This window comes from Aliidiomarina indica, assembly GCF_015354615.1.
Classification (GTDB): domain Bacteria; phylum Pseudomonadota; class Gammaproteobacteria; order Enterobacterales; family Alteromonadaceae; genus Aliidiomarina; species Aliidiomarina indica.
Genome location: NZ_JACAVQ010000001.1, coordinates 480,936 through 501,588, shown reverse-complemented (window position 1 = coordinate 501,588; position 20,653 = coordinate 480,936). Strand labels below are relative to the sequence as shown.

Annotated in this window: 20 protein-coding genes; 16 read left to right on the top strand and 4 right to left on the bottom strand. The window is 48.8% G+C overall.

What is annotated here, in order from left to right; translation table 11 throughout:
- Positions 1-7 precede the first annotated feature (7 nt).
- From ccoO to ttcA, 10 genes are all read left to right on the top strand, one after another.
- Positions 8-622, top strand: coding sequence for a cytochrome-c oxidase, cbb3-type subunit II (gene ccoO, locus HXZ99_RS02255; protein WP_194755639.1), 615 nt, complete (start codon positions 8-10; stop codon positions 620-622).
- A gap of 2 nt (positions 623-624) precedes the next feature.
- Entirely contained in the window at positions 625-813 is a 189-nt protein-coding gene (locus HXZ99_RS02250; RefSeq protein WP_194755638.1) for a cbb3-type cytochrome oxidase subunit 3, read from the top strand.
- Positions 806-1,756 (top strand): c-type cytochrome, encoded by a 951-nt coding sequence (locus tag HXZ99_RS02245; protein WP_194755637.1) that lies wholly within the window; start codon positions 806-808, stop codon positions 1,754-1,756. The genes HXZ99_RS02250 and HXZ99_RS02245 overlap by 8 nt, the downstream gene beginning before the upstream one ends.
- Before the next feature lie 71 nt (positions 1,757-1,827).
- Complete coding sequence (locus HXZ99_RS02240) at positions 1,828-2,340, top strand: FixH family protein (RefSeq protein ID WP_194755636.1); 513 nt, start codon at positions 1,828-1,830, stop codon at positions 2,338-2,340.
- Complete coding sequence (locus HXZ99_RS02235) at positions 2,340-4,784, top strand: heavy metal translocating P-type ATPase (RefSeq protein ID WP_194755635.1); 2,445 nt, start codon at positions 2,340-2,342, stop codon at positions 4,782-4,784. Before HXZ99_RS02240 ends, HXZ99_RS02235 begins: the two co-directional genes overlap by 1 nt.
- 12 nt (positions 4,785-4,796) lie before the next feature.
- Positions 4,797-5,036 (top strand): cbb3-type cytochrome oxidase assembly protein CcoS, encoded by a 240-nt coding sequence (ccoS, locus tag HXZ99_RS02230; RefSeq protein ID WP_194755634.1) that lies wholly within the window; start codon positions 4,797-4,799, stop codon positions 5,034-5,036.
- Positions 5,033-5,701 carry a sulfite exporter TauE/SafE family protein gene (locus HXZ99_RS02225; protein WP_194755633.1) on the top strand — a complete coding sequence of 223 codons (669 nt, stop codon included), beginning with the start codon at positions 5,033-5,035 and terminating at the stop codon, positions 5,699-5,701. The genes ccoS and HXZ99_RS02225 overlap by 4 nt, the downstream gene beginning before the upstream one ends.
- 9 nt (positions 5,702-5,710) lie before the next feature.
- Complete coding sequence (gene fnr, locus HXZ99_RS02220; RefSeq protein ID WP_194755632.1) at positions 5,711-6,445, top strand: fumarate/nitrate reduction transcriptional regulator Fnr; 735 nt, start codon at positions 5,711-5,713, stop codon at positions 6,443-6,445.
- Positions 6,446-6,523: 78 nt separating this feature from the next.
- Positions 6,524-7,450 (top strand): universal stress protein UspE, encoded by a 927-nt coding sequence (gene uspE, locus HXZ99_RS02215; protein ID WP_194755631.1) that lies wholly within the window; start codon positions 6,524-6,526, stop codon positions 7,448-7,450.
- A gap of 119 nt (positions 7,451-7,569) precedes the next feature.
- Positions 7,570-8,526, top strand: coding sequence for a tRNA 2-thiocytidine(32) synthetase TtcA (gene ttcA, locus HXZ99_RS02210; protein WP_194756044.1), 957 nt, complete (start codon positions 7,570-7,572; stop codon positions 8,524-8,526).
- Here ttcA and HXZ99_RS02205 read toward each other — a convergent pair.
- Together HXZ99_RS02205 and HXZ99_RS02200 are read right to left on the bottom strand one after the other, a co-directional pair.
- Entirely contained in the window at positions 8,512-9,360 is an 849-nt protein-coding gene (locus HXZ99_RS02205; RefSeq protein WP_194755630.1) for a glucosaminidase domain-containing protein, read from the bottom strand. The two genes, ttcA and HXZ99_RS02205, sit on opposite strands and share 15 nt — an antisense overlap.
- A 47-nt stretch (positions 9,361-9,407) precedes the next feature.
- The gene (locus HXZ99_RS02200) at positions 9,408-10,313 is read right to left on the bottom strand and encodes a hypothetical protein (RefSeq protein WP_194755629.1); all 906 of its coding nucleotides are present in this window, start codon (positions 10,311-10,313) and stop codon (positions 9,408-9,410) included.
- A 123-nt stretch (positions 10,314-10,436) separates the two neighbouring features.
- Between HXZ99_RS02200 and HXZ99_RS02195 the strand changes: the two genes are divergently transcribed.
- The 5 genes from HXZ99_RS02195 to HXZ99_RS02175 all read left to right on the top strand — a co-directional run bounded on the left by HXZ99_RS02195 (position 10,437) and on the right by HXZ99_RS02175 (position 15,609).
- The gene (locus tag HXZ99_RS02195) at positions 10,437-11,090 is read left to right on the top strand and encodes a pseudouridine synthase (protein WP_194755628.1); all 654 of its coding nucleotides are present in this window, start codon (positions 10,437-10,439) and stop codon (positions 11,088-11,090) included.
- 60 nt (positions 11,091-11,150) lie between these two features.
- The gene (gene mnmA / locus HXZ99_RS02190; protein ID WP_269434578.1) at positions 11,151-12,305 is read left to right on the top strand and encodes a tRNA 2-thiouridine(34) synthase MnmA; all 1,155 of its coding nucleotides are present in this window, start codon (positions 11,151-11,153) and stop codon (positions 12,303-12,305) included.
- Complete coding sequence (gene hflD, locus HXZ99_RS02185) at positions 12,305-12,943, top strand: high frequency lysogenization protein HflD (RefSeq protein ID WP_194755626.1); 639 nt, start codon at positions 12,305-12,307, stop codon at positions 12,941-12,943. Before mnmA ends, hflD begins: the two co-directional genes overlap by 1 nt.
- A 63-nt stretch (positions 12,944-13,006) precedes the next feature.
- Entirely contained in the window at positions 13,007-14,413 is a 1,407-nt protein-coding gene (purB, locus tag HXZ99_RS02180; protein ID WP_194755625.1) for an adenylosuccinate lyase, read from the top strand.
- Positions 14,413-15,609: a cupin domain-containing protein gene (locus HXZ99_RS02175; RefSeq protein WP_194755624.1), complete on the top strand. Its 1,197-nt coding sequence runs from the start codon at positions 14,413-14,415 to the stop codon at positions 15,607-15,609. Before purB ends, HXZ99_RS02175 begins: the two co-directional genes overlap by 1 nt.
- A gap of 112 nt (positions 15,610-15,721) precedes the next feature.
- Here HXZ99_RS02175 and HXZ99_RS02170 read toward each other — a convergent pair whose 3' ends face one another.
- On the bottom strand, positions 15,722-16,144 hold the full coding sequence (locus HXZ99_RS02170; protein ID WP_194755623.1) for a DUF4826 family protein: 423 nt from the start codon (positions 16,142-16,144) through the stop codon (positions 15,722-15,724).
- 313 nt (positions 16,145-16,457) lie between these two features.
- Between HXZ99_RS02170 and HXZ99_RS02165 the strand changes: the two genes are divergently transcribed.
- Positions 16,458-17,513 carry a Glu/Leu/Phe/Val dehydrogenase gene (locus HXZ99_RS02165; RefSeq protein ID WP_194755622.1) on the top strand — a complete coding sequence of 352 codons (1,056 nt, stop codon included), beginning with the start codon at positions 16,458-16,460 and terminating at the stop codon, positions 17,511-17,513.
- A 76-nt stretch (positions 17,514-17,589) separates the two neighbouring features.
- On the opposite strand, the gene ydiJ is transcribed toward HXZ99_RS02165, so the two are convergent.
- Positions 17,590-20,640: a D-2-hydroxyglutarate dehydrogenase YdiJ gene (gene ydiJ, locus HXZ99_RS02160; RefSeq protein WP_331458463.1), complete on the bottom strand. Its 3,051-nt coding sequence runs from the start codon at positions 20,638-20,640 to the stop codon at positions 17,590-17,592.
- Positions 20,641-20,653 lie beyond the last annotated feature (13 nt).

The following is a 20,653-nucleotide window of genomic DNA, read 5'->3' as shown; positions in this document are numbered from 1 at the left end:
TCTTGCAATGAGTAAAACTAAGAACAAACATGAACTCGTAGAAAAGCACGTCGGTTGGCTCGCCGTCTTTGCGCTTATCGCAATTTCTATCGGTGGATTGGTTGAAATAACGCCGCTGTTGTTCCAAAAGCAAGTGCAGGAGCCTGTGAAAGATCTGCGTCCCTACACTGCATTGGAGCTTGAGGGCCGTGATATCTACATCCGCGAGGGTTGTGTTGGTTGCCATAGCCAGATGATTCGCCCTTTCCGGGCCGAAACGGAACGTTATGGTCACTATTCAGTTGCCGGCGAATCTGTATGGGAGCATCCGTTCCTATGGGGTTCTAAACGCACGGGTCCCGATTTGGCCCGTGTGGGTGGTCGTTATAGTGATGAATGGCATTACGTTCACCTCATCGATCCACGTGCCGTGGTACCTGAATCAAATATGCCCGCCTATCCGTGGTTAGCGGAACGTACCTTAGATGGCCGTTTAACGGAACGTAAGATGCGCGCATTTCAACGGCTTGGCGTTCCATACACTGACGAGGATATCGAAGGTGCAGGCGAACGCGTACGTGGCAAAACGGAAATGGAAGCCCTGATTGCTTATCTGCAATCTTTAGGCACAGCATTGAGGTAATTATGGGCGGTCCAGGGTTTCAAGCACTGTATACGCTACTGGTTTTTGGCGTCATTATCATCGTAATTGGATGGGCATACTGGCCGAAAAACAAAGATAAATTTGAGCGCAAAGGTGAATCTATATTTGAGGACGGCGAAATTGACCGTTCACCTGAGCGCAAGAAACAGGAGTCAAGCAAAGATGAGTAGCTTCTGGAGCTGGTGGATTATTGTTCTTACCCTCGGGTCCTTAGTAGCGATTGCAGCGTTACTTTGGTGGAACATGAAAAACTTCACGGATGTTGAAGAAGGCGAATCAATGGGCCACGAGTTCGACGGTATTGTCGAACTGAACAATCCCTTGCCAAGATGGTGGACCATCTTGTTTTGGATTTGTTTGGCGTGGGGGCTTTTATACCTCATCCTCTACCCTGGCTTGGGTAACTTTCAAGGATTGCTCGGTTGGTCGAGTTCAAACCAGCATGTACGTTCTTTAGAAGAGTCTAGACAAGCTGTGATCGATGCCCGTGAAGCTGGACTTAATGTGGCATACGATCGTGAGCGAGCACGTGCTGAAGAAGTGTATGGTCCGATTTTCCAGCAATATGCCTCGTTGGAAATCACCGAAATCGCTGAAAACCGTGAAGCACTCCGTATTGGCCAGCGTTTGTTCCTACAAAACTGCGCCCAGTGCCATGGCTCTGATGCACGTGGTTCACTAGGGTTCCCTAATCTTACTGATGGTGTTTTCAATTGGGGTGGCTCAGCAGAACATATATACACTACTTTGATGCAAGGCCGCGAAGGACAAATGCCAAGTTTCTACGACCAGCTAGGTGACCAAGGCATTCGGGAAATGACAGCCTATGTGTTATCCCTCAGTGGCCGTACCGTCGATCGCGATTTAGCGCGAGCTGGCGAACAAAACTGGGTGGTCTGTGCTGCCTGCCACGGTCCGGATGGACGCGGCAATATTGCCTTAGGTGCGCCTGATTTAACCAACAATGTGTGGTTATATGGAGGCTCACAACGGGCGATTGAAGAAACACTTCGCTACGGCCGCAACGGGGTAATGCCGCGCTGGGATGCCATTTTGGGTGAAGATAAAGTGAAAATCCTGTCAGGCTATATACTTAGCTTGAACGCTGATTAATGTAAAACGCTGATTTGGCAAGGAAAGCCCCCTCTAGCGGGGCTTTTTTGTCAAAAGGAGTATGGGTTGAGATGGCTGTAGATTCCCAACAAAAGACACCGTGGTATAAAGTAGGCTGGGTGTGGTACATCATTTTTATGAAGTTTGCCGTAATCACCGCCTGTATCATTACCGCGGTATTGATTTATCGTAATCCAATCTCCATGGTGGTGGATGACTACTATCGAGAAGGACGCTCGATCAACTTGCAACTACAAAAAGTCGCAGAAGCAGAGAATAGAGACCTGTCGTTTTATCTCGATATCGATGAGGCGCAAGTATCAATGCGCTTTCGTACCGGTGAGGCCGACGATAACACGGCGCTGTCGCTGATTTTTTACCATCCTACGATGCATGAATTCGACTTTACGTTGCGGTTGCCTCGCGGCGCCGATGGCGTGTACCGGCAACAGTTACCAGAACCCATCAAAGGCCACTGGCGAGTTGATATTCAGCCGTTAGACGATAGTTGGCGCGTCAGCCAGAATATTCATTTGCCCGCTGCAGAAACCATTGTTATGTTGCCTGTGAATTACGGTATCTGATGCAAGAGATTAACATTGCTCACGAAGAGAACACATCGTTGCGGTCAGAGCCGCCGGTGTGTTTTCATTGTTTTGAGCCGGTACCACAAGGTTTAGATTTAACCGTAACCATTGATGGTAGCGAACAACCCATGTGTTGTTATGGCTGCCAATCAGTTGCTGAGACAATTGTTGAACAAGGGCTCACCCATTTCTACAAGTATCGAGACACGAGCAAAACCGATATCAAGCTCATTCCCGATGAGCTCAGCCAAATAGATGAGCAACTTAAGAAATACGACGACCCTGACATTCAGCGTGAATTTGTACGGAGTAATGCACACCAGCAATCCGCCACCCTCGCCATCGAAGGGATGACATGTGCGGCCTGCGCTTGGCTCATTGAGAAACAGCTCCATAATGCTTCTGGCGTAACCAAAGTTGTTGTGAACTCAGCAACAGAGCGCGTGCAAGTGATCTGGGATGATCGTCATATTCAACTGAGTCAAATTTTATCCGCGATATACGCGGTTGGTTACAAAGCACTTCCCTTTCAGCAAGCTGATATCGAAGCCTCCTACGAACGAAAAAGACGCGGCTATATACGACGCCTTGGCGTTGCCGGCATTGCATCCATGCAAACCATGATGGTGGCCTTTGGCTTGTATTTTGAAGATATCGACGAAACCACAAAGCTTTACTTCTGGTGGCTATCGTTGCTGTTTACCGCGCCAGTGATTGTGTATAGCTGCCAACCTTTCTTTGCAAATGCCCTTCGCGCTCTCAAAGCGCGCACCTTGAATATGGATGTGCCCGTTGCCTTGGCCATGGCCATAATGTTCATTGCCAGTTTCTATGCGACAGTCACAGACACCGGAGATGTCTACTATGAATGTGTCACTATGTTCGCATTCTTTTTGCTGTCGGGTCGCTTTTTGGAGTTGCAAGCACGGCATAAAGCTGTGGCCAATGCGGCAAACCTGATGAAGCTGATTCCCGCAATCGCTGAACGCCAAACCAGCGAAGGTGAGTGGGAACAAGTGATGGTAAAGTACTTAGAGGCAGGCGACATCATTCGCGTTCGCCCTGGCGATACCATTCCGGTGGATGGGCATTTAGAGAGCGATACCGCCTGGTGCGATGAATCCTTGTTAACCGGCGAAAGTCGACCTGTGGCAAAACGGCCCCAAGAGGTTTTGTATGCCGGATCGGTAAACCAAGAACAAGCCATCTTATTAAGGGTATCAGCAACACGGCAAGACACCCTGCTCTCGAGCATTATCCATATGCAGGACAGCGCCATGGAACAAAAGCCGTCGTTTGTGCGCATTGCCGATGTGGTGAGTCGTTATTTTATCGCCGCCATGCTTATAGTTACTGCCCTAACTTATGGTGCGTGGTGGTTTATTGACCAAGATCGGGCGTTCTGGGTGACCTTAGCGGTATTGGTTGCCACCTGCCCTTGCGCGCTTTCTTTGGCGGCGCCCACAGCCATGAGCGGAGCCGTCAGTCGGTTAAATCGCGTCGGAATTTTATTAAAACAGGCCGCATTAATTGAACGTTTGCCGAGTATGAAAACGATTTGTGTCGACAAAACGGGCACACTCACCCAAGGTAAATTCTCCATCGTCAATGAATGGTTGCTCAGTGATGACCTATCCGATAACGAGATTCTTCGGCTTGCAGCGAGTTTAGAACAAGCCTCCGAACATCCTCTTTCACGGCCATTTAGACAGCGCGCAGCGGTGCTGCCAAATGTCACCACCGAAAATCACCCGGGCGCTGGAATTATCGGTCGGTACCACAAGGTAACTTACCGTATCGGTAGCTTTGAATTTATCAAACAAATCGCACCACAGGTGGAATCGCCAGATTCCCGCGCCAATGTGTTTCTTGCCAATAGCGAGGGTTTAATTGCGGCTTGGCAAGTGGATGACCAAGCACGCCCCGATGCGGCCGAAACCATCGCTTGGTGCAGCCAACAAGGCTATCAGGTTGTTATGTTAACTGGGGATTCCTCGGAACGAGCGCAGGCAATGGCCGAAAAATTAGGAATTCATCAAGTTTTCGCTGAGCTTAAACCGGCTGATAAACTGTGGCATTTACAAGCGTTACAAGTGAATGGGCCTGTGCTGATGATTGGCGACGGCATCAATGATGGCCCGGTGCTTGCGGCGGCCGATGGTTCCATTACCTTTGCATCAGGTTCCGATTTAGCCCAATCCGGCAGTGATGTGGTGATTCTAACCGGCGATCTCGGCGCATTACGCAGACTCCAAGAAACATCACAATTAACACGACGCATCATTCGGCAAAACTTTGCTTGGGCGTTAGGATATAATCTCACCATCTTACCATTGGCGGTCACTGGCCAAGTGGGCCCTTTGCTGGCTATGCTTGGAATGTCGATGAGTTCTTTGATCGTCATGACAAACTCATTACGCTTAATGCGTGATGTGCGTTAACGGAAGGTAATTATGGAAATTCTGCATTTAATGGTGCCCATAGCGATTATTCTCGTCATCATCGCCATCGCACTATTCTTCTGGGCAGTGCGAACCGGGCAATTCGATGATTTAGAGCGCCAAGGTTATAACATTCTCCTCGATGATGAAACGAAGCAAAACAAGCACAGAAATGAAAACAAAAAAAGTAAAGCGAAAGGTAAGAATGAGCAAACCTCCGATGTGTCCGCTCGGGATACCCAAAATAAATGACTGAAACGCTTCCCTTCCTGTTAACGGCTCTAGTCATGGGGCTTGCAGGTAGTGGCCATTGCTTGGCGATGTGCGGTGGGCTTGCGGCCGCCATGGGTATGCATCACTCAGCAGCCCGTCTCTTCCTTTATAACTTAGGGCGTATTTCTAGCTACGCTATCGCCGGCGCTATTGTTGGCGCCGCCCTATTCTCTGCCGCCGCCCTGTATCCAAATTTGTTGATCGGGTTTCGTATTCTCGCAGGCGTGTTTATGCTGTTGCTCGGCCTGTATTTTATCCGCTGGCGACGGGTTTTACTTTGGATTGAGCGGCTTGGTAGTGTGCTTTGGCGCGTAATCCAGCCCTTATCGAAAAAACTACCCGCGCAAAAAACCAATACTCAGGTGTTTTTAGCCGGTATGATTTGGGGATGGTTACCCTGCGGCTTAGTGTACAGTGCCTTGGCTTGGTCAGCGCTGTCGGCGTCTCCGATGCAAGGCGCCGCTTTTATGCTAGTGTTTGGCGCAGGAACACTCCCAGCGATGTTTCTCACCGGTGTATTTAGTCATAAATTACAAGGCTTTTTGCAATCCAGAGGCTTTCGTTGGATTGCAGGACTGGTTATGATCGGTTACGGTATAGCCACTCTGGTTATTGCGGCTAAGCAACTCCATATGGTCTCTTAAGGAACTTGCATGGAACGTTCGTCAAATCTGGTGAATCACATCAACTGCCAAAACTGCAGCATTAGCCAGTTATGCTTACCGTTTACGCTTGATCAGGGCTCGCTCGAACGCCTAGATTCAATGATTGAACGCAAGCGTCCCTATCAACGGGGCGATACCTTGTTCCGAGCGGGTGAGAACCTTGCAAGCCTTTATGCTGTCCGCTCGGGTAGTGTCAAAAGCTATGCCCTGAACGATCACGGCGAGCTGCAAATTACGTCGTTTCATCTGCCCGGTGATTTAGTGGGTTTTGAGGCTATTAGTACCGGCAAGCACCACAGCTATGCAGAAGCCATGGAAACCTCCATGATTTGCGAAATACCTTACGCGAATCTAGAGTCTCTTACCGGCCAGATTCCTGCGTTACGTCGCCAACTTATGCGGTTAATGAGTGAAGAGATTAACGCCGACAAGCGGATGCTCACACTATTAAACACCCGTACCGCAGAACAACGCTTGGCCACCTTTTTGGTAGAGCTTTCCGCGCGTTTTCGGGCTCGCGGACTGTCTTCACGTGAGTTTCGCCTCACTATGACACGCGCTGAAATTGGCAATTATCTCGGACTTACCGTAGAAACCGTAAGCCGCCTATTCGGCAAGTTTCAAAAGGCTGACTTAATTAGCGTGGAAGGTCGTTTAGTGGCGATCACGCAGCCGGAAAAGCTTGCTGAAACGGCCGGGCTCCCAGCAACAGCCTGCCTTTAAATCAATTGCGAAATTCGTGCGTTTTCCTAAACTTACGCTACACTGAACGAAGTAATAATTCGTTCAGGAGCAGAACCTATGTACGACAAGCTTCTCGTTGTTCTCGACCCAGCTCAAGAGACCCAAAAAGCGCTAAGCCGCGCGCTACATTTGGCTCGGATCCAACCCACAAAGCTAACGCTCTTTGTATCTATCTACGACTTTGCCTATGAGATGACAACCATGCTCTCCGGTGAAGAGCGAGAGCAAATGCGTCAAAGCTTGATACACGATCAGGAAGCGTGGATACGCGATCAGCTTAGAAATTATTCAACAGACGGCGTTGTCATCGATATTGTCGTGGTGTGGCACCATCGTCCTTTCGAAGCCATCATTCGTCACGCGATCGACGGCGACTATGATCTTATCGTGAAGGGAACACAAAAACACGACACCCTTCAGAGTGTCATTTTCACGCCCACCGATTGGCACCTGTTGCGAAAAGCACCAAGCCCGGTGTTGCTGGTGAAAGACCACGACTGGCCGCAGCATGGCAGCGTGCTGGCCGCAGTTAACGCAGCCTCCGATAGTGACGTTCATCAAGGATTAAATCGAAAGATCTTGAAGGCCTCCGGCTACATAAGCAAAAAACTCAACTCACATTTACATATTGTAAACTGCTTTCCGGGCGCGCCTGCCTCTATAGCCGTTGAAATACCAGAGTTTGACACCCATCAATACCAAGAGAGCGTCCGTGAACATCACGAAGCGAGCTTGATGGCTATTGCGCAGGAAGTGGACGTTGAGTTCGCTGGTTTACACCTTCGGGAGGGCTTGCCGGATGACGAGGTTCCACGCGTGGCCAACGAATTAGATGCAGAGCTAGTCGTATTAGGCACCATTGGTCGAACCGGTATAACGGCTGCCCTATTGGGCAACACCGCTGAGCATGTCATCGAGCAACTGAACTGTGACCTTCTTGCAGTGAAGCCGGAGGGCTTTAAGTCGCCGCTGGCGAAAGACTAACGATTCATGCCGCCAAGACGCGGTGGTCACCATTGCATCATCCTAAGGCCGGCAGTTATAATTGCCGGCCTTTTTTATTGCTGTTGTTTAAATGGAAAATTGTCATGTCTGTTGAGTTTATGTCCGCGCCTACCGCTGGTTCCGAATCCGCCCGACCGAAGGCTGCGGCAAAGCAATCATACAGCATCAATAAGCTGGAAAAACGTATTCGCCGAGCAGCCGGTAAAGCGATCGAAGATTTCAATATGATCGAACAAGGCGACCGCATTATGGTTTGCCTATCTGGCGGTAAGGATAGCTACACGTTATTAAGCACCCTGCGCTATCTGCAGCGGGTTGCGCCGGTTCAGTTTGAATTAATTGCAGTCAATCTCGACCAGAAACAACCGGGCTTCCCAGCGCACGTGTTACCGGAGTATCTCACCGCCGAAGGTGTGCCCTATCGCATAGTAAATGAAGATACTTATAGCATCGTTAAAGAGAAAGTACCTGAAGGTAAGACCACCTGTGCCCTATGTTCACGGTTACGCCGAGGGATCCTTTATCGCACGGCGAAAGAGCTCGGCGCTACCAAAATTGCGCTAGGCCATCATCGCGACGACCTTATTGAGACCATGTTACTGAACATGTTCTACGGGGGGACCTTGAAGTCGATGCCGCCTAAACTTGTGAGTGATAACGGAGAGCACGTTGTGATTAGGCCATTGGCTTATGTACGTGAGAAAGATATCAAACGGTATGCGACGGCAAAGCAATATCCGATTATTCCCTGCAATCTTTGTGGCTCGCAGGAAAACCTTCAGCGAAAAGTGATTAAGGAGATGCTGCAAACTTGGGACAGGCAATACCCTGGACGAATTGAAAGTATGTTCAAGGCGATGACTCAGGTTGTCCCTAGCCACCTCGCGGATTCCACATTGTTTAATTTTCAGGGGCTGGCAGCTACTGGCATTGCAGATCCAAATGGGGATACAGCGTTTGACCCACCTTCCTTAGGTGAGCCAAGCCGATTTATTCAAGATGATGACACCGCGCATGTAAATGCCATTGAAATTCCGACGTTACAGATCAAATGACGTCATCATGCGAGCATCTTGTATGACCGCGCGGTTTACTCGAATCATTTGATTAAGTTCAGCGATATAGTCTTCACCCCGCTCCGAGTAGCTGAGTAAACCAAGTGTGAGCGGTTGAGCCGTGATAGGAATGCCTTGGCGGCGCAAATCGGCACGAATTGACCGCAGGTCATAGTATGCCGGATGCGTGTTTAGGTTTCGCATGTAGGCGCGTACAGACGCTTCAACGCTATCAAAATACTGGACCTCATGGACAGCGCCCTCTGGGCGGGCCGCTGGCACTATTCCACAGCCTTCATTCCAACACCACTGACCAAAAAAGTTACGGGCATCTAATGCGAAGCGTGAAGTACCCCAGCCTGATTCATTTGCTGCTTGAATCAGCACTAAGGTATCGGGGATAACATCAACCCGACGTAACAGCGTTAACAGCTTTTCTTCCCGTTGCCGTTGCGTTACGCGATAGTAACGCGCCATATCATTCACCCAACGCTGCTCCGCAGCGCTAAAACTTTGCCGACTTCGATGCTTTTGTAAGAGCAGCTCTAAGTGACGCCGTTGCTCGAGTAATACGCTATTTTCGTAATCGATCGCAGGTAACAAATAGCTGAAAAACTCAATTTTACGGGCATTGATATCATGAATAGAACCAAAATCAGGTACATCAACGGTTTCACTGTGGAGGCGCGCTTGCACAGGCGGAAGCCGATCAGAGGTTTCCATCTGATAAGACCGCTCGCGATCTTTATACCCGTGCTCAAGATAAAATGGCACTAGCACAGCGACAGCAACCACCACCAATGATAGACCTTGAAATATGCGTACTTTATTCATTAAACAAACATGCCCCGTGCTTTATTCGTATCTATTATACACAACGATTAGGCCCGAAAATCATCCGGCTTATTTGTGTCTGTGTCGGCATCACGCGGTGTACCTTCGTCTTTCGATGATTCAGCCGAGTCGTCTTGGTCTACGTTGACCACCGGGTTATTACCATCAACACTGTTTGCGTCTTGAGACGGAGAAATGCCAAATAGAATACGATACATTTCGGCAATGGTGAAAAAATACAGAGGGATAACCCGAGTAAACAACACATAGGTTAATGCAAGCCCGCCGAGAATCGCGGCAACCATTCCAGCACTACCTGCCTGAGCAAAGGTGATGAGAATAACAACACCAATTCCGATCAACATATAGAAGGCAAATAAAACAAGATGGAAGATAAAAAACGCGCCGATGTTCTGCCATGCCAGTTGCATTGACCCTATTACTGCCGCAAATGGTTTTGCCTGATAAAGCGCAGCCATAGGGATTGCGAGGGTAAATAAAATCTGGGTAATTGCCATCCAAATCAAACCAATCGCAGTTCCAAATACAAGCCCAACTTGTGTAAACAGCGCAATGACGATAGCCGTCCCAATAATTCGCCAAGGATTCTGGAAGTATAAGAAGAAATCTTCTCTGGTCGGTTTGATGGTTAATGTGGTTTTCAAACTCACCAAATAGAGGCCCGCTACACAAGGCGCAAGAATAAGGGTTTGAATTGCTATGCCGAGGATTTCTTCGACCCTTTCATTTATTTCAATGGAGAGTACTTGAATTAACACACCCACAAACAACACCGCGGCAAATAACAGAAGAAGAGTCCATGCAAACGCTCCCATAAATGGCCCACGCCGTGTTTTTACATGCTCATAAGCGCCTTTCATAATGGTATTTATATCGAGCTTTTGGGTATGGGATTTGGCGTGCTGATAGGAGCCGCGAAACTGTTCCTGCATAGTTATATCTCTAATTATATAATGCTGAAAGATGGCGATACTTCGAGAAAAGTACGAAACATCGGCTTAGTGAATACCCTATGGTACAATGACACGCATATTTCTCAAACTGTTCTGAGTGTTATGGCTTACAAATCTCGCCACAAAGGCACTGCAACAAACCGCGCCAAAACCTCTCCTCAGCTATCTGGCAGCGCAACACCGAAAGGTGCGCGGCGCACTGCTCTCGCGCCAGAAAGACGCCTAATCCTCTTTAACAAACCCATGCATGTGTTGTGTCAGTTCACAGGTGAAGCCGGCGACCGCACCCTTAAAGACTTTATTGATATACCTCACGTTTATGCGGCAGGTCGGTTAGATAAAGATAGTGAAGGGCTTCTTGTACTTACCAATGATGGTCAGTTACAGGCAAAGATTTCATCACCAAAGTTTAAACAGGCGAAAGTCTATTACGTGTTAGTCGAAGGCCAGCCCAGCGCAGAGGCCCTAACAGCACTGGCTGCAGGGGTTGAGCTTAACGATGGCAAAACCTTACCTGCCGAAGTGGAAGCCGTTTCCGAGCCTGAATGGATATGGCCACGGACACCCCCAGTGCGGGTTCGCAAACACATTGTAGATACATGGTTACGGATCACCTTAAAGGAAGGAAGAAACCGTCAGGTTCGACGAATGACAGCCCATATTGGGCATCCAACCTTACGCCTTATTCGATGGCAAATTGGGCCTTGGACAATCGCTGACTTACCCCCTGGAAGCTATCGGGAAGTTACACTTTAACTGGCCCAATAGCCTGAAAAAATGCTAGAATTCGCGTCAATTCGTTCTCGGTGAAAAATCTTGGCAAATAGAACCAACCCTATGCATAACTCCATGGCTGACTCTGCCTCAAAACGCGTGATCGTCGGTATGTCTGGCGGTGTCGACTCTTCCGTTTCTGCTTACTTGCTCATCCAGCAAGGTTATCAAGTAGAAGGCTTGTTTATGAAAAACTGGGAAGAAGATGATACCGATGAGTATTGTTCCGCCGCCACTGACCTCGCAGATGCAGAAGCAGTGTGTGAGACCTTAGGCATTCCTCTACATACGGTTAATTTTGCATCAGAATACTGGGATAACGTGTTTGAACATTTTCTTACCGAGTATCGGGCGGGTCGAACGCCCAACCCAGATATTATGTGTAATAAAGAAATTAAATTTAAAGCATTTTTGGAGTTTGCCGCAGAAGAGCTTCGCGCAGATTATATTGCCACTGGGCACTACTGCCAAAGACGATTGGGCGACGATGGTCGTTGGCAATTGATACGTGGTCACGACAATAACAAAGATCAGAGCTATTTTCTTTATACGCTATCCCATGAGCACATTGCCCAAACTCTTTTCCCAGTGGGCGAGCTCGAAAAACCCGAGGTTCGTGCAATCGCTGAAGCACAAGGTCTGGTCACAGCTGGAAAGAAAGACTCTACCGGCATTTGTTTTATTGGTGAGCGTAAGTTTAAGGATTTCCTACAACAATATCTTCCGGCTCAGCCGGGGTTGATTAAAGATGTCGATGGCAATGAATTAGGCCAACACGAAGGCTTGATGTATCACACCATAGGCCAACGTAAAGGCCTTCACATTGGCGGCTTAGCCAATGCTGGCGACGAACCTTGGTATGTTGTCGATAAGGATGTGGCCAACAACAACTTGATCGTTGCTCAAGGAAGCGACCACCCTCGCCTGTTTTCTAACGGTCTCATTGCAGCTCAGCTGCACTGGGTAAATCGCCAAGAGCCAACCACAACGTTCCACTGCGTGGTTAAAACCCGCTATCGCCAACAGGATATCCCCTGTGTTGTTGAGCCGCTAGAGAATGGTCAAATCCGGGTTACCTTTGATGCACCAGTAGCGGCGGTGACCCCCGGTCAGTCTGCCGTATTCTACCAAGACGACGTGTGTCTTGGCGGAGGTATTATTGAGCAGCGATTAACCGACTTTGAGGTTGCCCTGTAATGACTTCTGGCAACGCGCTTCCGACAATTTGGCATGACCGTATGCTGGCTTTTGGTGGTATCGGCTTGGCTGCGATATGTGCACAGCAACTAGCGCGCCGCGGCGAAGTCTACCCTGTCGATTACAGCGATACTCTGATTCATAGTTTATTAGAAACCGATCCTGAGAATACGTTAGCGGTATATGGCAGCGTGCAGGCGTTGCAGCCAGCGCTACGGGTGTTATTAGGCCAACTCAACGGCCAAGGTGCGAAAGATGTCGAGCAAACCCGATATGTGGTTGGTATTCTCGCACTTGAACGGCATTTAATGAAAAACCCAAAGGCGTTACATGCACTGAGCCGTGGACTTACGCAAATTAAACGGCAGCGGGATGAGTTTGATTTTGACCATCACCGTATCGTTGAGCATTTAGGTCAGCTTTATAGCGATGTGATTAGTCCCCTTGGCCCTCGCATTCAAGTGCATGGCAAACCCGAATGTTTGCAACGTCCAGAAGTGCAGCACCATATTCGGGCGATGTTGCTCGCCGGCATTCGCAGTGCCGTTTTGTGGCGCCAACTCGGTGGTAAACGGCGACAAATTATATTTTCAAGAAAGCGGCTACTGAAAGCATTAGAGCAGTTACTAAACGCATAATTCTAAACTCTGGGGTGTCCTCTCGTTGGTCGCCTCTGAACTTAACCAATGGAGTAAATAAGCATGGTGCGTACATCCCACCTTCCCCTTTCGGAACTTACCGCGATTAGCCCAGTTGACGGTCGTTATGGTGCGAAATCTGCGGCATTGCGTGCTTATGTGAGTGAATTCGGATTAATCCATCAACGTGTGCTTGTTGAAGTACGTTGGCTCCAGAAGTTGGCAGAGATTCCACAGATTAACGAAGTGCCAAAGTTATCCAGTGATGCCAATGCCTTTCTTGATGCTATTGTGGCTAACTTTAGCGAAGCAGATGCCGCGCGAGTTAAAGAGATTGAGCGTACAACCAATCATGATGTAAAGGCAGTTGAATACTTTTTGAAAGAGAAAGTAGCTGCCCATGCAGAACTCAACGCTGTGAGTGAGTTCATTCATTTTGCCTGTACCTCAGAAGATATTAATAACCTGTCCCATGCATTGATGCTTAATAACGCCAATGACCAAGTTATCTATCCGCTATTGAGCGACGTGTTGCATGCACTAGTCGCGCACGCTCAAGAATACCGGGACATCCCGATGATGGCGCGTACCCACGGTCAACCTGCAACCCCAACCACCATGGGTAAAGAGTTCGCCAACGTCGCCGTGCGCCTGGATCGACAGCTTAGCGCACTCAAGCAAGTGCAATTCCTCGGTAAAATTAATGGTGCCGTAGGCAACTATAACGCCCATTTAAGCGCTTATCCCGATGTCGACTGGCATCAAGTGGCCGAATCCTTTGTGACCTCTTTAGGCCTCACCTGGAATCCCTATACCACACAGATTGAGCCCCATGATTATATCGCCGAATGGTTTGATGCACTTTGCCGGGCCAACACTATTTTAATCGATTTGGACCGCGATCTTTGGGGCTATATTGCCTTGAATCATTTCAAGCAGAAAACCGTTGAAGGCGAAGTGGGCTCTTCGACTATGCCTCATAAGGTGAATCCGATTGATTTCGAAAACTCCGAAGGAAACTTAGGGCTAGCAAACGCCGTACTAGGTCACCTATCGGCGAAACTTCCTGTTTCTCGTTGGCAACGGGATCTCACCGACTCCACGGTTTTACGTAACCTTGGTGTTGGCTTGGGCTACGCGGTAATTGCCTATCAAGCCACCTTGAAAGGATTATCAAAACTTGAAGTAAATGAAGCTGTTCTGCGCAACGAGCTGGATAACAACTGGGAGTTATTGGCAGAACCGGTGCAAACCGTAATGCGTCGTTACGGGATTGAAAAACCGTACGAAAAGCTAAAATCACTGACCCGCGGAAAGCGTATTAGCCAAGCAGACCTGGCGCATTTTATAGATACGCTCAACCTTCCAGCAGCGGTGCAAGAGGATTTAAAAGCCCTTACCCCAGCCAACTATATTGGACGAGCTAGCCGCTTTGTTGACGAGCTTCCAGATTATTTGGAAAACCTCTAATGTCTGAACCTAGCTTCGTTCTTAACCACTTTGCATGGGATCCTGTCGCATTCTTGCGCGATCATTGGCAACAAAAGCCTGTTGTTATTCGCCAAGCCTTTGTCGATTTTAGCGATCCCTTAGCACCGGAAGAACTTGCTGGGTTAGCTATGGATCATGGCGTCGATTCTCGTTTGGTTATTCAAGAAGCGCAGCGTTGGCACGTTGCTCATGGTCCATTTGAGCACTTTGATGAGCTGCCGGAACAAGGCTGGAGTTTATTGGTGCAGGCAGTAAATGAACATGTTCCCGATGCTCAGGCACTGCTAAGAGCGTTCCGATTTTTGCCCGATTGGCGTATTGATGATCTGATGGTGAGCTATTCAACGCCACAAGGAGGCGTCGGGCCGCATGTAGACCAATACGATGTATTTATTATCCAAGGTCAAGGCCAACGGCGCTGGCAAGTGGGCGATAAACAGCCATTGGCGACCGTTTTGCCCCACCCAGACCTAAAGCAAACGGAACCTTTTCAGGCCATTATTGATGAGGTGTTGGAACCCGGCGACATGATCTACATCCCTGCTGGGTTTCCTCACGCGGGCGATACTTTAGCGTCGGCGATGAACTATTCGGTGGGGTTTCGCGCACCGAGCCAAGCCGAGCTTCTTTCCGCATGTGCCGATCATGCCCTAGAACATGAAATATGGCAGCAGCGCTTTTCTGACCAAACAGCGCAATTATTAACAGCCTCTCGCACGGAACTGGTCGACGTTGATCCTTGGCACTTACCCGAAGCAGTCATTGACGATTTTCAAGCACTGATTAGAAAGGCTGTGGATGATAAGGCGCAACTTCATCGGATTATCGCTGAGCTGCTTTCAAAGAACCCGCGACCGCCTCTGCCTGAATGGCCTGAATTACCGCTCACGGAAAGTCGTCTACCTTACGTTGTCGTACAACAGCCTTTTCTGTTTAAAGCCGTTGGGGTACGGATGCTCACCACCGTGATTGAAGAACGCCTCTACGCAGTAGTCCAAGGGCAATGGTTTGAACTTGATGACGATGCCGAAGCGCTATTTGTGATTCTTAACGAAATGTCAGATTGCATTGAAAGCGCTATTCTTCTGGAGTATCTAGACAGCCCCCTAGCGCGACAACTTGTCTGTGGCGTGGTTAATGAAGGCTTGTTTATCTTCTCGAACGAAGAAAACTAAACGGCGTTTGCGACTCATTACAGCAGCCAAGCCGCCGGCGCTTGGCAAAAAAAAGGTGAACAACGGAATGAACCTGTTCACCTTTTTTATTATTCGTTGTCGTTGGTTGCTTTTAACGCGCTAAGCTCTGCCACAACTCATCATTTTGTACCAAATCGTAACAAGCTTCAGCGTGGACAATGAGCATTCCCGCAAATTTGCGCTGGGTTTCATCGCTTGCCTTGTTGTTCAAAATCTCTTCGGCGCGCAGCTGCCAACGTAAACTAAAATGACGTAAAGCATCCCGCGGGTTCTCTGCAACTTTCGCATCCACATGATCGGTAGGCACAACACCAGAAATGGCCCATACTTTTTCGGTGACGCCTTTTAAGGTGAATTTCCAAACGGCTATTTGCGGTACCAAATAGAGTGATTCTTTAGTGAGAACTTGATCGGTAATCATGCCCTTTTCAACAAGGTAGCCATTGGCTTTTTGAAATTGCTCGCGCACCCAATCGTTTTGTTGTTCTTCTGTCATTACGGGTTGATCATTCATATTTTACTCTCATTTTATACAACTGACCTGCAACTAGGCCGCTTACTTTGCTTAAATCAATCGATTGCTAACTGTGTGCAACGAAAATTATGCTGCTCATAGTAGCAGGGAAATGCGTACAGGAAAACCTCACAGAGTGCATCAGAGTGGGGGATCCATGACATTCTGGACTGACCAGAAGCGTGTAAAGACAAGTTGATAGTTTGCGTTAAAAAAAGACCGTTTTTTGCCTTAAGGTCACTGGTAACAGTTAACGTAAAGTGTTAGTTTACGCTCCGATTTTGTGTCTAAGACAACAATGAGGTTAGCCGTTATGGCGCTATTCGAGCATATTGAATATGACAACCACGAACAGATCGTGTTTTGTCATGACAAGGTAACCGGACTTAAAGCAATTATAGCTGTGCATGATACTACGATGGGCCCTTCCCTTGGCGGAACCCGGATGTGGAACTATGCGAGCTCAGAAGATGCTTTAACCGATGTTTTGCGTCTCTCGCGCGGTATGACGTACAAGAGCGCATTGGCAGGATTGCCACTCGGTGGTGGAAAAGCGGTCATCATTGGTGACGCGAAAACTGACAAAAGTGAAGAATTATTTAAAGCCTATGGTCGTTTTGTTAACGCCCTGGGCGGCAAGTATATTACGGCTGAAGACGTCAATATTCGCACAGCCGACATCGGTATTGTCGCAACCGAAACACCTTACGTTGCAGGTACCGCAGAAAAAGCTGGCGATCCGTCGCCACATACAGCACTGGGTTCGTATTTGGGCGTGAAGGCTGCTGCTAAGCATGCGTTTGGTTCAGATGAGCTAAAAGGGCTACGCGTTAGTGTTCAAGGTCTTGGTGCGGTTGGCTACGATTTTGCTAAGTACCTGGCCGATGAAGGCGCACAATTGATTGTTTGCGATGTGAACCAAGAAAGCGTTGACCGCGCGGTAAAAGAGCTTGGCGCAACAGCGGTATCCATCGATGAAATCTATGATGCGGACGTTGACGTATATGCACCATGTGCTTTAGGTGCAACCATTAATGACGCGACATTAAAGCGTATTAAAGCGAAAGTCATTGCTGGAAGTGCCAATAACCAATTAGCCACCCCTGCCCACGATAAAATCGTGAAAGATATGGGCATTCTGTATGCACCTGATTACGTAATCAACGCCGGCGGCGTGATCCACGTTTGTTCAGAAGCGGCTAATTTTACGTTGGAAGAAACATCGTCACGTATCAAGAATATCTATAACACCTTAGATAAAATCTTCACTCGTGCAAAAGATGAAAATCGTCCAACCGGTGAAATCGCCGATGAGATGGCGCGTGAAATCTTAGCTAAAAAATTAGCAGAGAAAAAAGCGGCTTTATAATTACCGCTTAAACTAAAAAGCCGGTACTTTTTCTAAGTGCCGGCTTTTTTGTGTCTATATGACCATCAGATAGAGTTTAGAGTTGTTGCGCCAACAAGGAGATTGGATGCAGTAAATCTGAGCTGCTCATACGTTTGCCCTGGCACCGACAGGAAAACCCAGTCGCCAAGGTAACTCCCTGCCCTTGCGCCGCTATTTTCGGCTGCCAACTCATGTCCCAAAGCTGCTTGCTTGTCTCTTGATGGATACGTTCGTGGCCAAAAGTGCCCGCCATGCCGCAACAACCCACCGCAGGCGCCTGCGCTTCATATCCCAAGTTCGACAAGATCTGACGCCATTCCGTTCGACTATTCGCAAGCATCGATTGCTCAGTACAATGTACCAGTACCCGCACCGACTGTGCATGCTTGTTCGTCGCTTTGGCCGCGAGTGCGTCTGCATGAGTAAGCAACCATTCATGCATCAGTTGCACATCAAATTCATTCGCATGGGCTACACCGAGCTTGCGATACTCATCCCGGAATACTAAGCCACTTGCAGCGTCCATGGCGACTAAAGGTGACTTAAACTGGCGCTGCACCTGCCCATAAAACGTACTTGCTCCTTCGGCTTTTTTATAAAAACTCCGCAGAAAGCCCTTCACATGCGCCGCCTTGCCATTCTCAATGAACGGCAGCAACACGGGTTCTTTGCCTAATTTTCGCGCCACCTGGGCAAAGTCAGCAACAACCTGAGCGTCAAACGCCGAGGTATAAGCATCTTGAACAATAAACACATGGGATTCAGGATCCCACTGCCCACTATCGAGCTTCTGTTGCGCCTGCGTAAAAGACATCACTTGCAATAATTGGCAGTGCGTTCGCAACGATGGAACTGAGAATCGCGGCGTATCTTGATAGCCAATCCCCACCTTTTGCAACCAGCGTGTCAGTGGGTTTTGCAAGAATAGATTCGCTATCCGCGGGAAGCGCGCGAACCTTACCACGCTTCCCTCGCTTCGTTGCACCACGAAATCTTTTAAGGGTCGCTTAAAACGAGTGTGATAGAGGCTGTAAAACAATGAGCGGTGACTTGGAATATCTACTTTTACCGGGCACTGGCTGCTACATGCTTTGCAGGCTAAACAATTGTCCAAGGCTTCACGCACTTCATGGTTAAAATCGTCACCCTGTGCTTTTGCTAACCACATATTCGCCAACATACCCGGTTCTTTGCGGCTAGATTGAGCAGCAAAAGACGGCGGCGTTTCCTGCGCACTATGCAAGCGCAACCATTCCCGCAGCAAGGTCGCTCTGCCTTTAGGGGAATAACGACGATCACCAGTAGCCCGATAAGAAGGACACATGGTAGCGTCGGCATCAAAGTTAAAGCACAGGCCATTGCCATTGCAATCCATCACGCCTTGGAATTGCGCTTGTGTGTTTTCGGGAATTTCGCGATCGAAGGTTCCCCGCAATGGGCCTTCAATGGTGACTAACGATTCATCACGTTTAATCGGTGTACAAATCTTACCGGGGTTTAATTGATTTCGCGGATCAAACGCCCCTTTGATTTTGCGTAACTCCGCAAACAGTGCTTCGCCAAAAAACTCGGGGCCATATTCGGAGCGAAATCCTTTGCCATGCTCACCCCACATTAAACCACCGAAACGCGCTGTTAATGCCACGACCTCGTCGCTAACGTCACGAATCAATTGAACACTTTCTGGGCGTTGCATGTTTAATGCCGGACGTACGTGTAACACGCCCGCATCGACATGGCCAAACATGCCGTAGGTGAGCCCATACCGGTCGAGAATAGCGCGAAACTCCATGATGTAATCAGCAAGATGCTCTGGGGGAACCGCGGTATCTTCCACAAAGGCAACGGGTTTGGCTTTGCCTTGAGTCGCACCCAGCAAACCCACTGCCTTTTTGCGCATACTGTAGATTTTCTCGATGCTGCTCGCTTCACGACAGATTTGATAACCAATCACACCTGTTCTGTGGGGATCCAATTGATCAAGTTCAGTACAAAGGCGCTTTAGTTTACCGCCTATTTCCTGCTGGGTGGTCCCAGTAAACTCGAGAATATTGATGCCATCCATTCGGTACGGTGGAACATCTGTCAGCAAATCTTTTACTTCATTCCAGACCACGTCGCTGCGGGCAAGATCAAGAACGTTGCTATCGATGGTTTCAACCGAGGTTGCTTGCGCCGCCACTAAACTAGGAGCGTGCCGCAGTGCCGCTTGAAAATCTTGGTACTTTACGTTCACTAACACCTTGAAGGTGGGCAACGGGGTGATGTTGAGCTTGCACTCAGTGACCACCGCTAAGGTGCCTTCTGCACCACATATTAGGCGACCGATATCGATGCTATTGCTGGTCTCATCGTAAGCATGCGCCAGATCATAACCCGTTAAAAATCGATTAAGCGGCGGGAATTTAGCCTTGATTGCATCTCGCATACCCACGCAGCTTGCAATGACTTGGCGATAAATTTCAGCAACGGCGCTCTCGCCTTCCGCCATCTTCTCAGCGTCGCTAAGTGGCATCGGTGCTGTACGTATTTCATCGCCATTGGCAAGAAAACCGCGAAGGGCCAATACGTGATCGCTTGTTTTCCCATATACAAGTGAACCTTGGCCTGACGCATCGGTGGCAACCATGCCGCCGATGGTACAGCGGTTACTGGTGGATGTATCGGGTGCGAAAAAATAGCCATGGGCCGCCAATTCCGCATTCAATGCATCTTTGACGATGCCTGCTTCAACACGAGCCCAGCCTTCTTTCAGGTTAACCTCGAGAACACGGGTGAGATAACGGCTGAGATCAATGACAATCCCTGGCGTTAATGACTGCCCATTAGTGCCTGTACCGCCACCCCGTGGCGCAAAGCGAATATGGCGAAAGGCTTTTTGCTGAGCAACTTTCAATGCACAGGCTACATCACGCTGACTGCGTGGATAAAGAACCGCTTGAGGAAGCTGCTGATAGATACTGTTATCCGTGGCCGCAATTAAGCGACCACTGTAGGACACATCAATGTCTCCGATAAATCCGGATTTTCGTAACGCATCTAAATAAGGGTGCGTTGCAGCCACCACGGCATCGTCAGGAGAAATCGTCGTAAGCGTTTTGCTCACTCGCGCGCACCTC

What these genes read in the sequence shown, in the direction of transcription:
- ccoS (WP_194755634.1), top strand. Translation starts at nt 4,797, where the DNA reads ATGGAAATTCTGCATTTAATGGTGCCCATAGCGATTATTCTCGTCATC.
- HXZ99_RS02175 (WP_194755624.1), top strand. Translation starts at nt 14,413, where the DNA reads ATGTCTGAACCTAGCTTCGTTCTTAACCACTTTGCATGGGATCCTGTC.
- purB (WP_194755625.1), top strand. Translation starts at nt 13,007, where the DNA reads ATGGTGCGTACATCCCACCTTCCCCTTTCGGAACTTACCGCGATTAGC.
- HXZ99_RS02250 (WP_194755638.1), top strand. Translation starts at nt 625, where the DNA reads ATGGGCGGTCCAGGGTTTCAAGCACTGTATACGCTACTGGTTTTTGGC.
- HXZ99_RS02235 (WP_194755635.1), top strand. Translation starts at nt 2,340, where the DNA reads ATGCAAGAGATTAACATTGCTCACGAAGAGAACACATCGTTGCGGTCA.
- HXZ99_RS02205 (WP_194755630.1), bottom strand. Translation starts at nt 9,360, where the DNA reads ATGAATAAAGTACGCATATTTCAAGGTCTATCATTGGTGGTGGTTGCT.
- HXZ99_RS02245 (WP_194755637.1), top strand. Translation starts at nt 806, where the DNA reads ATGAGTAGCTTCTGGAGCTGGTGGATTATTGTTCTTACCCTCGGGTCC.
- HXZ99_RS02200 (WP_194755629.1), bottom strand. Translation starts at nt 10,313, where the DNA reads ATGCAGGAACAGTTTCGCGGCTCCTATCAGCACGCCAAATCCCATACC.
- fnr (WP_194755632.1), top strand. Translation starts at nt 5,711, where the DNA reads ATGGAACGTTCGTCAAATCTGGTGAATCACATCAACTGCCAAAACTGC.
- ccoO (WP_194755639.1), top strand. Translation starts at nt 8, where the DNA reads ATGAGTAAAACTAAGAACAAACATGAACTCGTAGAAAAGCACGTCGGT.
- HXZ99_RS02165 (WP_194755622.1), top strand. Translation starts at nt 16,458, where the DNA reads ATGGCGCTATTCGAGCATATTGAATATGACAACCACGAACAGATCGTG.
- hflD (WP_194755626.1), top strand. Translation starts at nt 12,305, where the DNA reads ATGACTTCTGGCAACGCGCTTCCGACAATTTGGCATGACCGTATGCTG.
- HXZ99_RS02170 (WP_194755623.1), bottom strand. Translation starts at nt 16,144, where the DNA reads ATGAATGATCAACCCGTAATGACAGAAGAACAACAAAACGATTGGGTG.
- HXZ99_RS02240 (WP_194755636.1), top strand. Translation starts at nt 1,828, where the DNA reads ATGGCTGTAGATTCCCAACAAAAGACACCGTGGTATAAAGTAGGCTGG.
- HXZ99_RS02225 (WP_194755633.1), top strand. Translation starts at nt 5,033, where the DNA reads ATGACTGAAACGCTTCCCTTCCTGTTAACGGCTCTAGTCATGGGGCTT.
- uspE (WP_194755631.1), top strand. Translation starts at nt 6,524, where the DNA reads ATGTACGACAAGCTTCTCGTTGTTCTCGACCCAGCTCAAGAGACCCAA.
- ttcA (WP_194756044.1), top strand. Translation starts at nt 7,570, where the DNA reads ATGTCCGCGCCTACCGCTGGTTCCGAATCCGCCCGACCGAAGGCTGCG.
- HXZ99_RS02195 (WP_194755628.1), top strand. Translation starts at nt 10,437, where the DNA reads ATGGCTTACAAATCTCGCCACAAAGGCACTGCAACAAACCGCGCCAAA.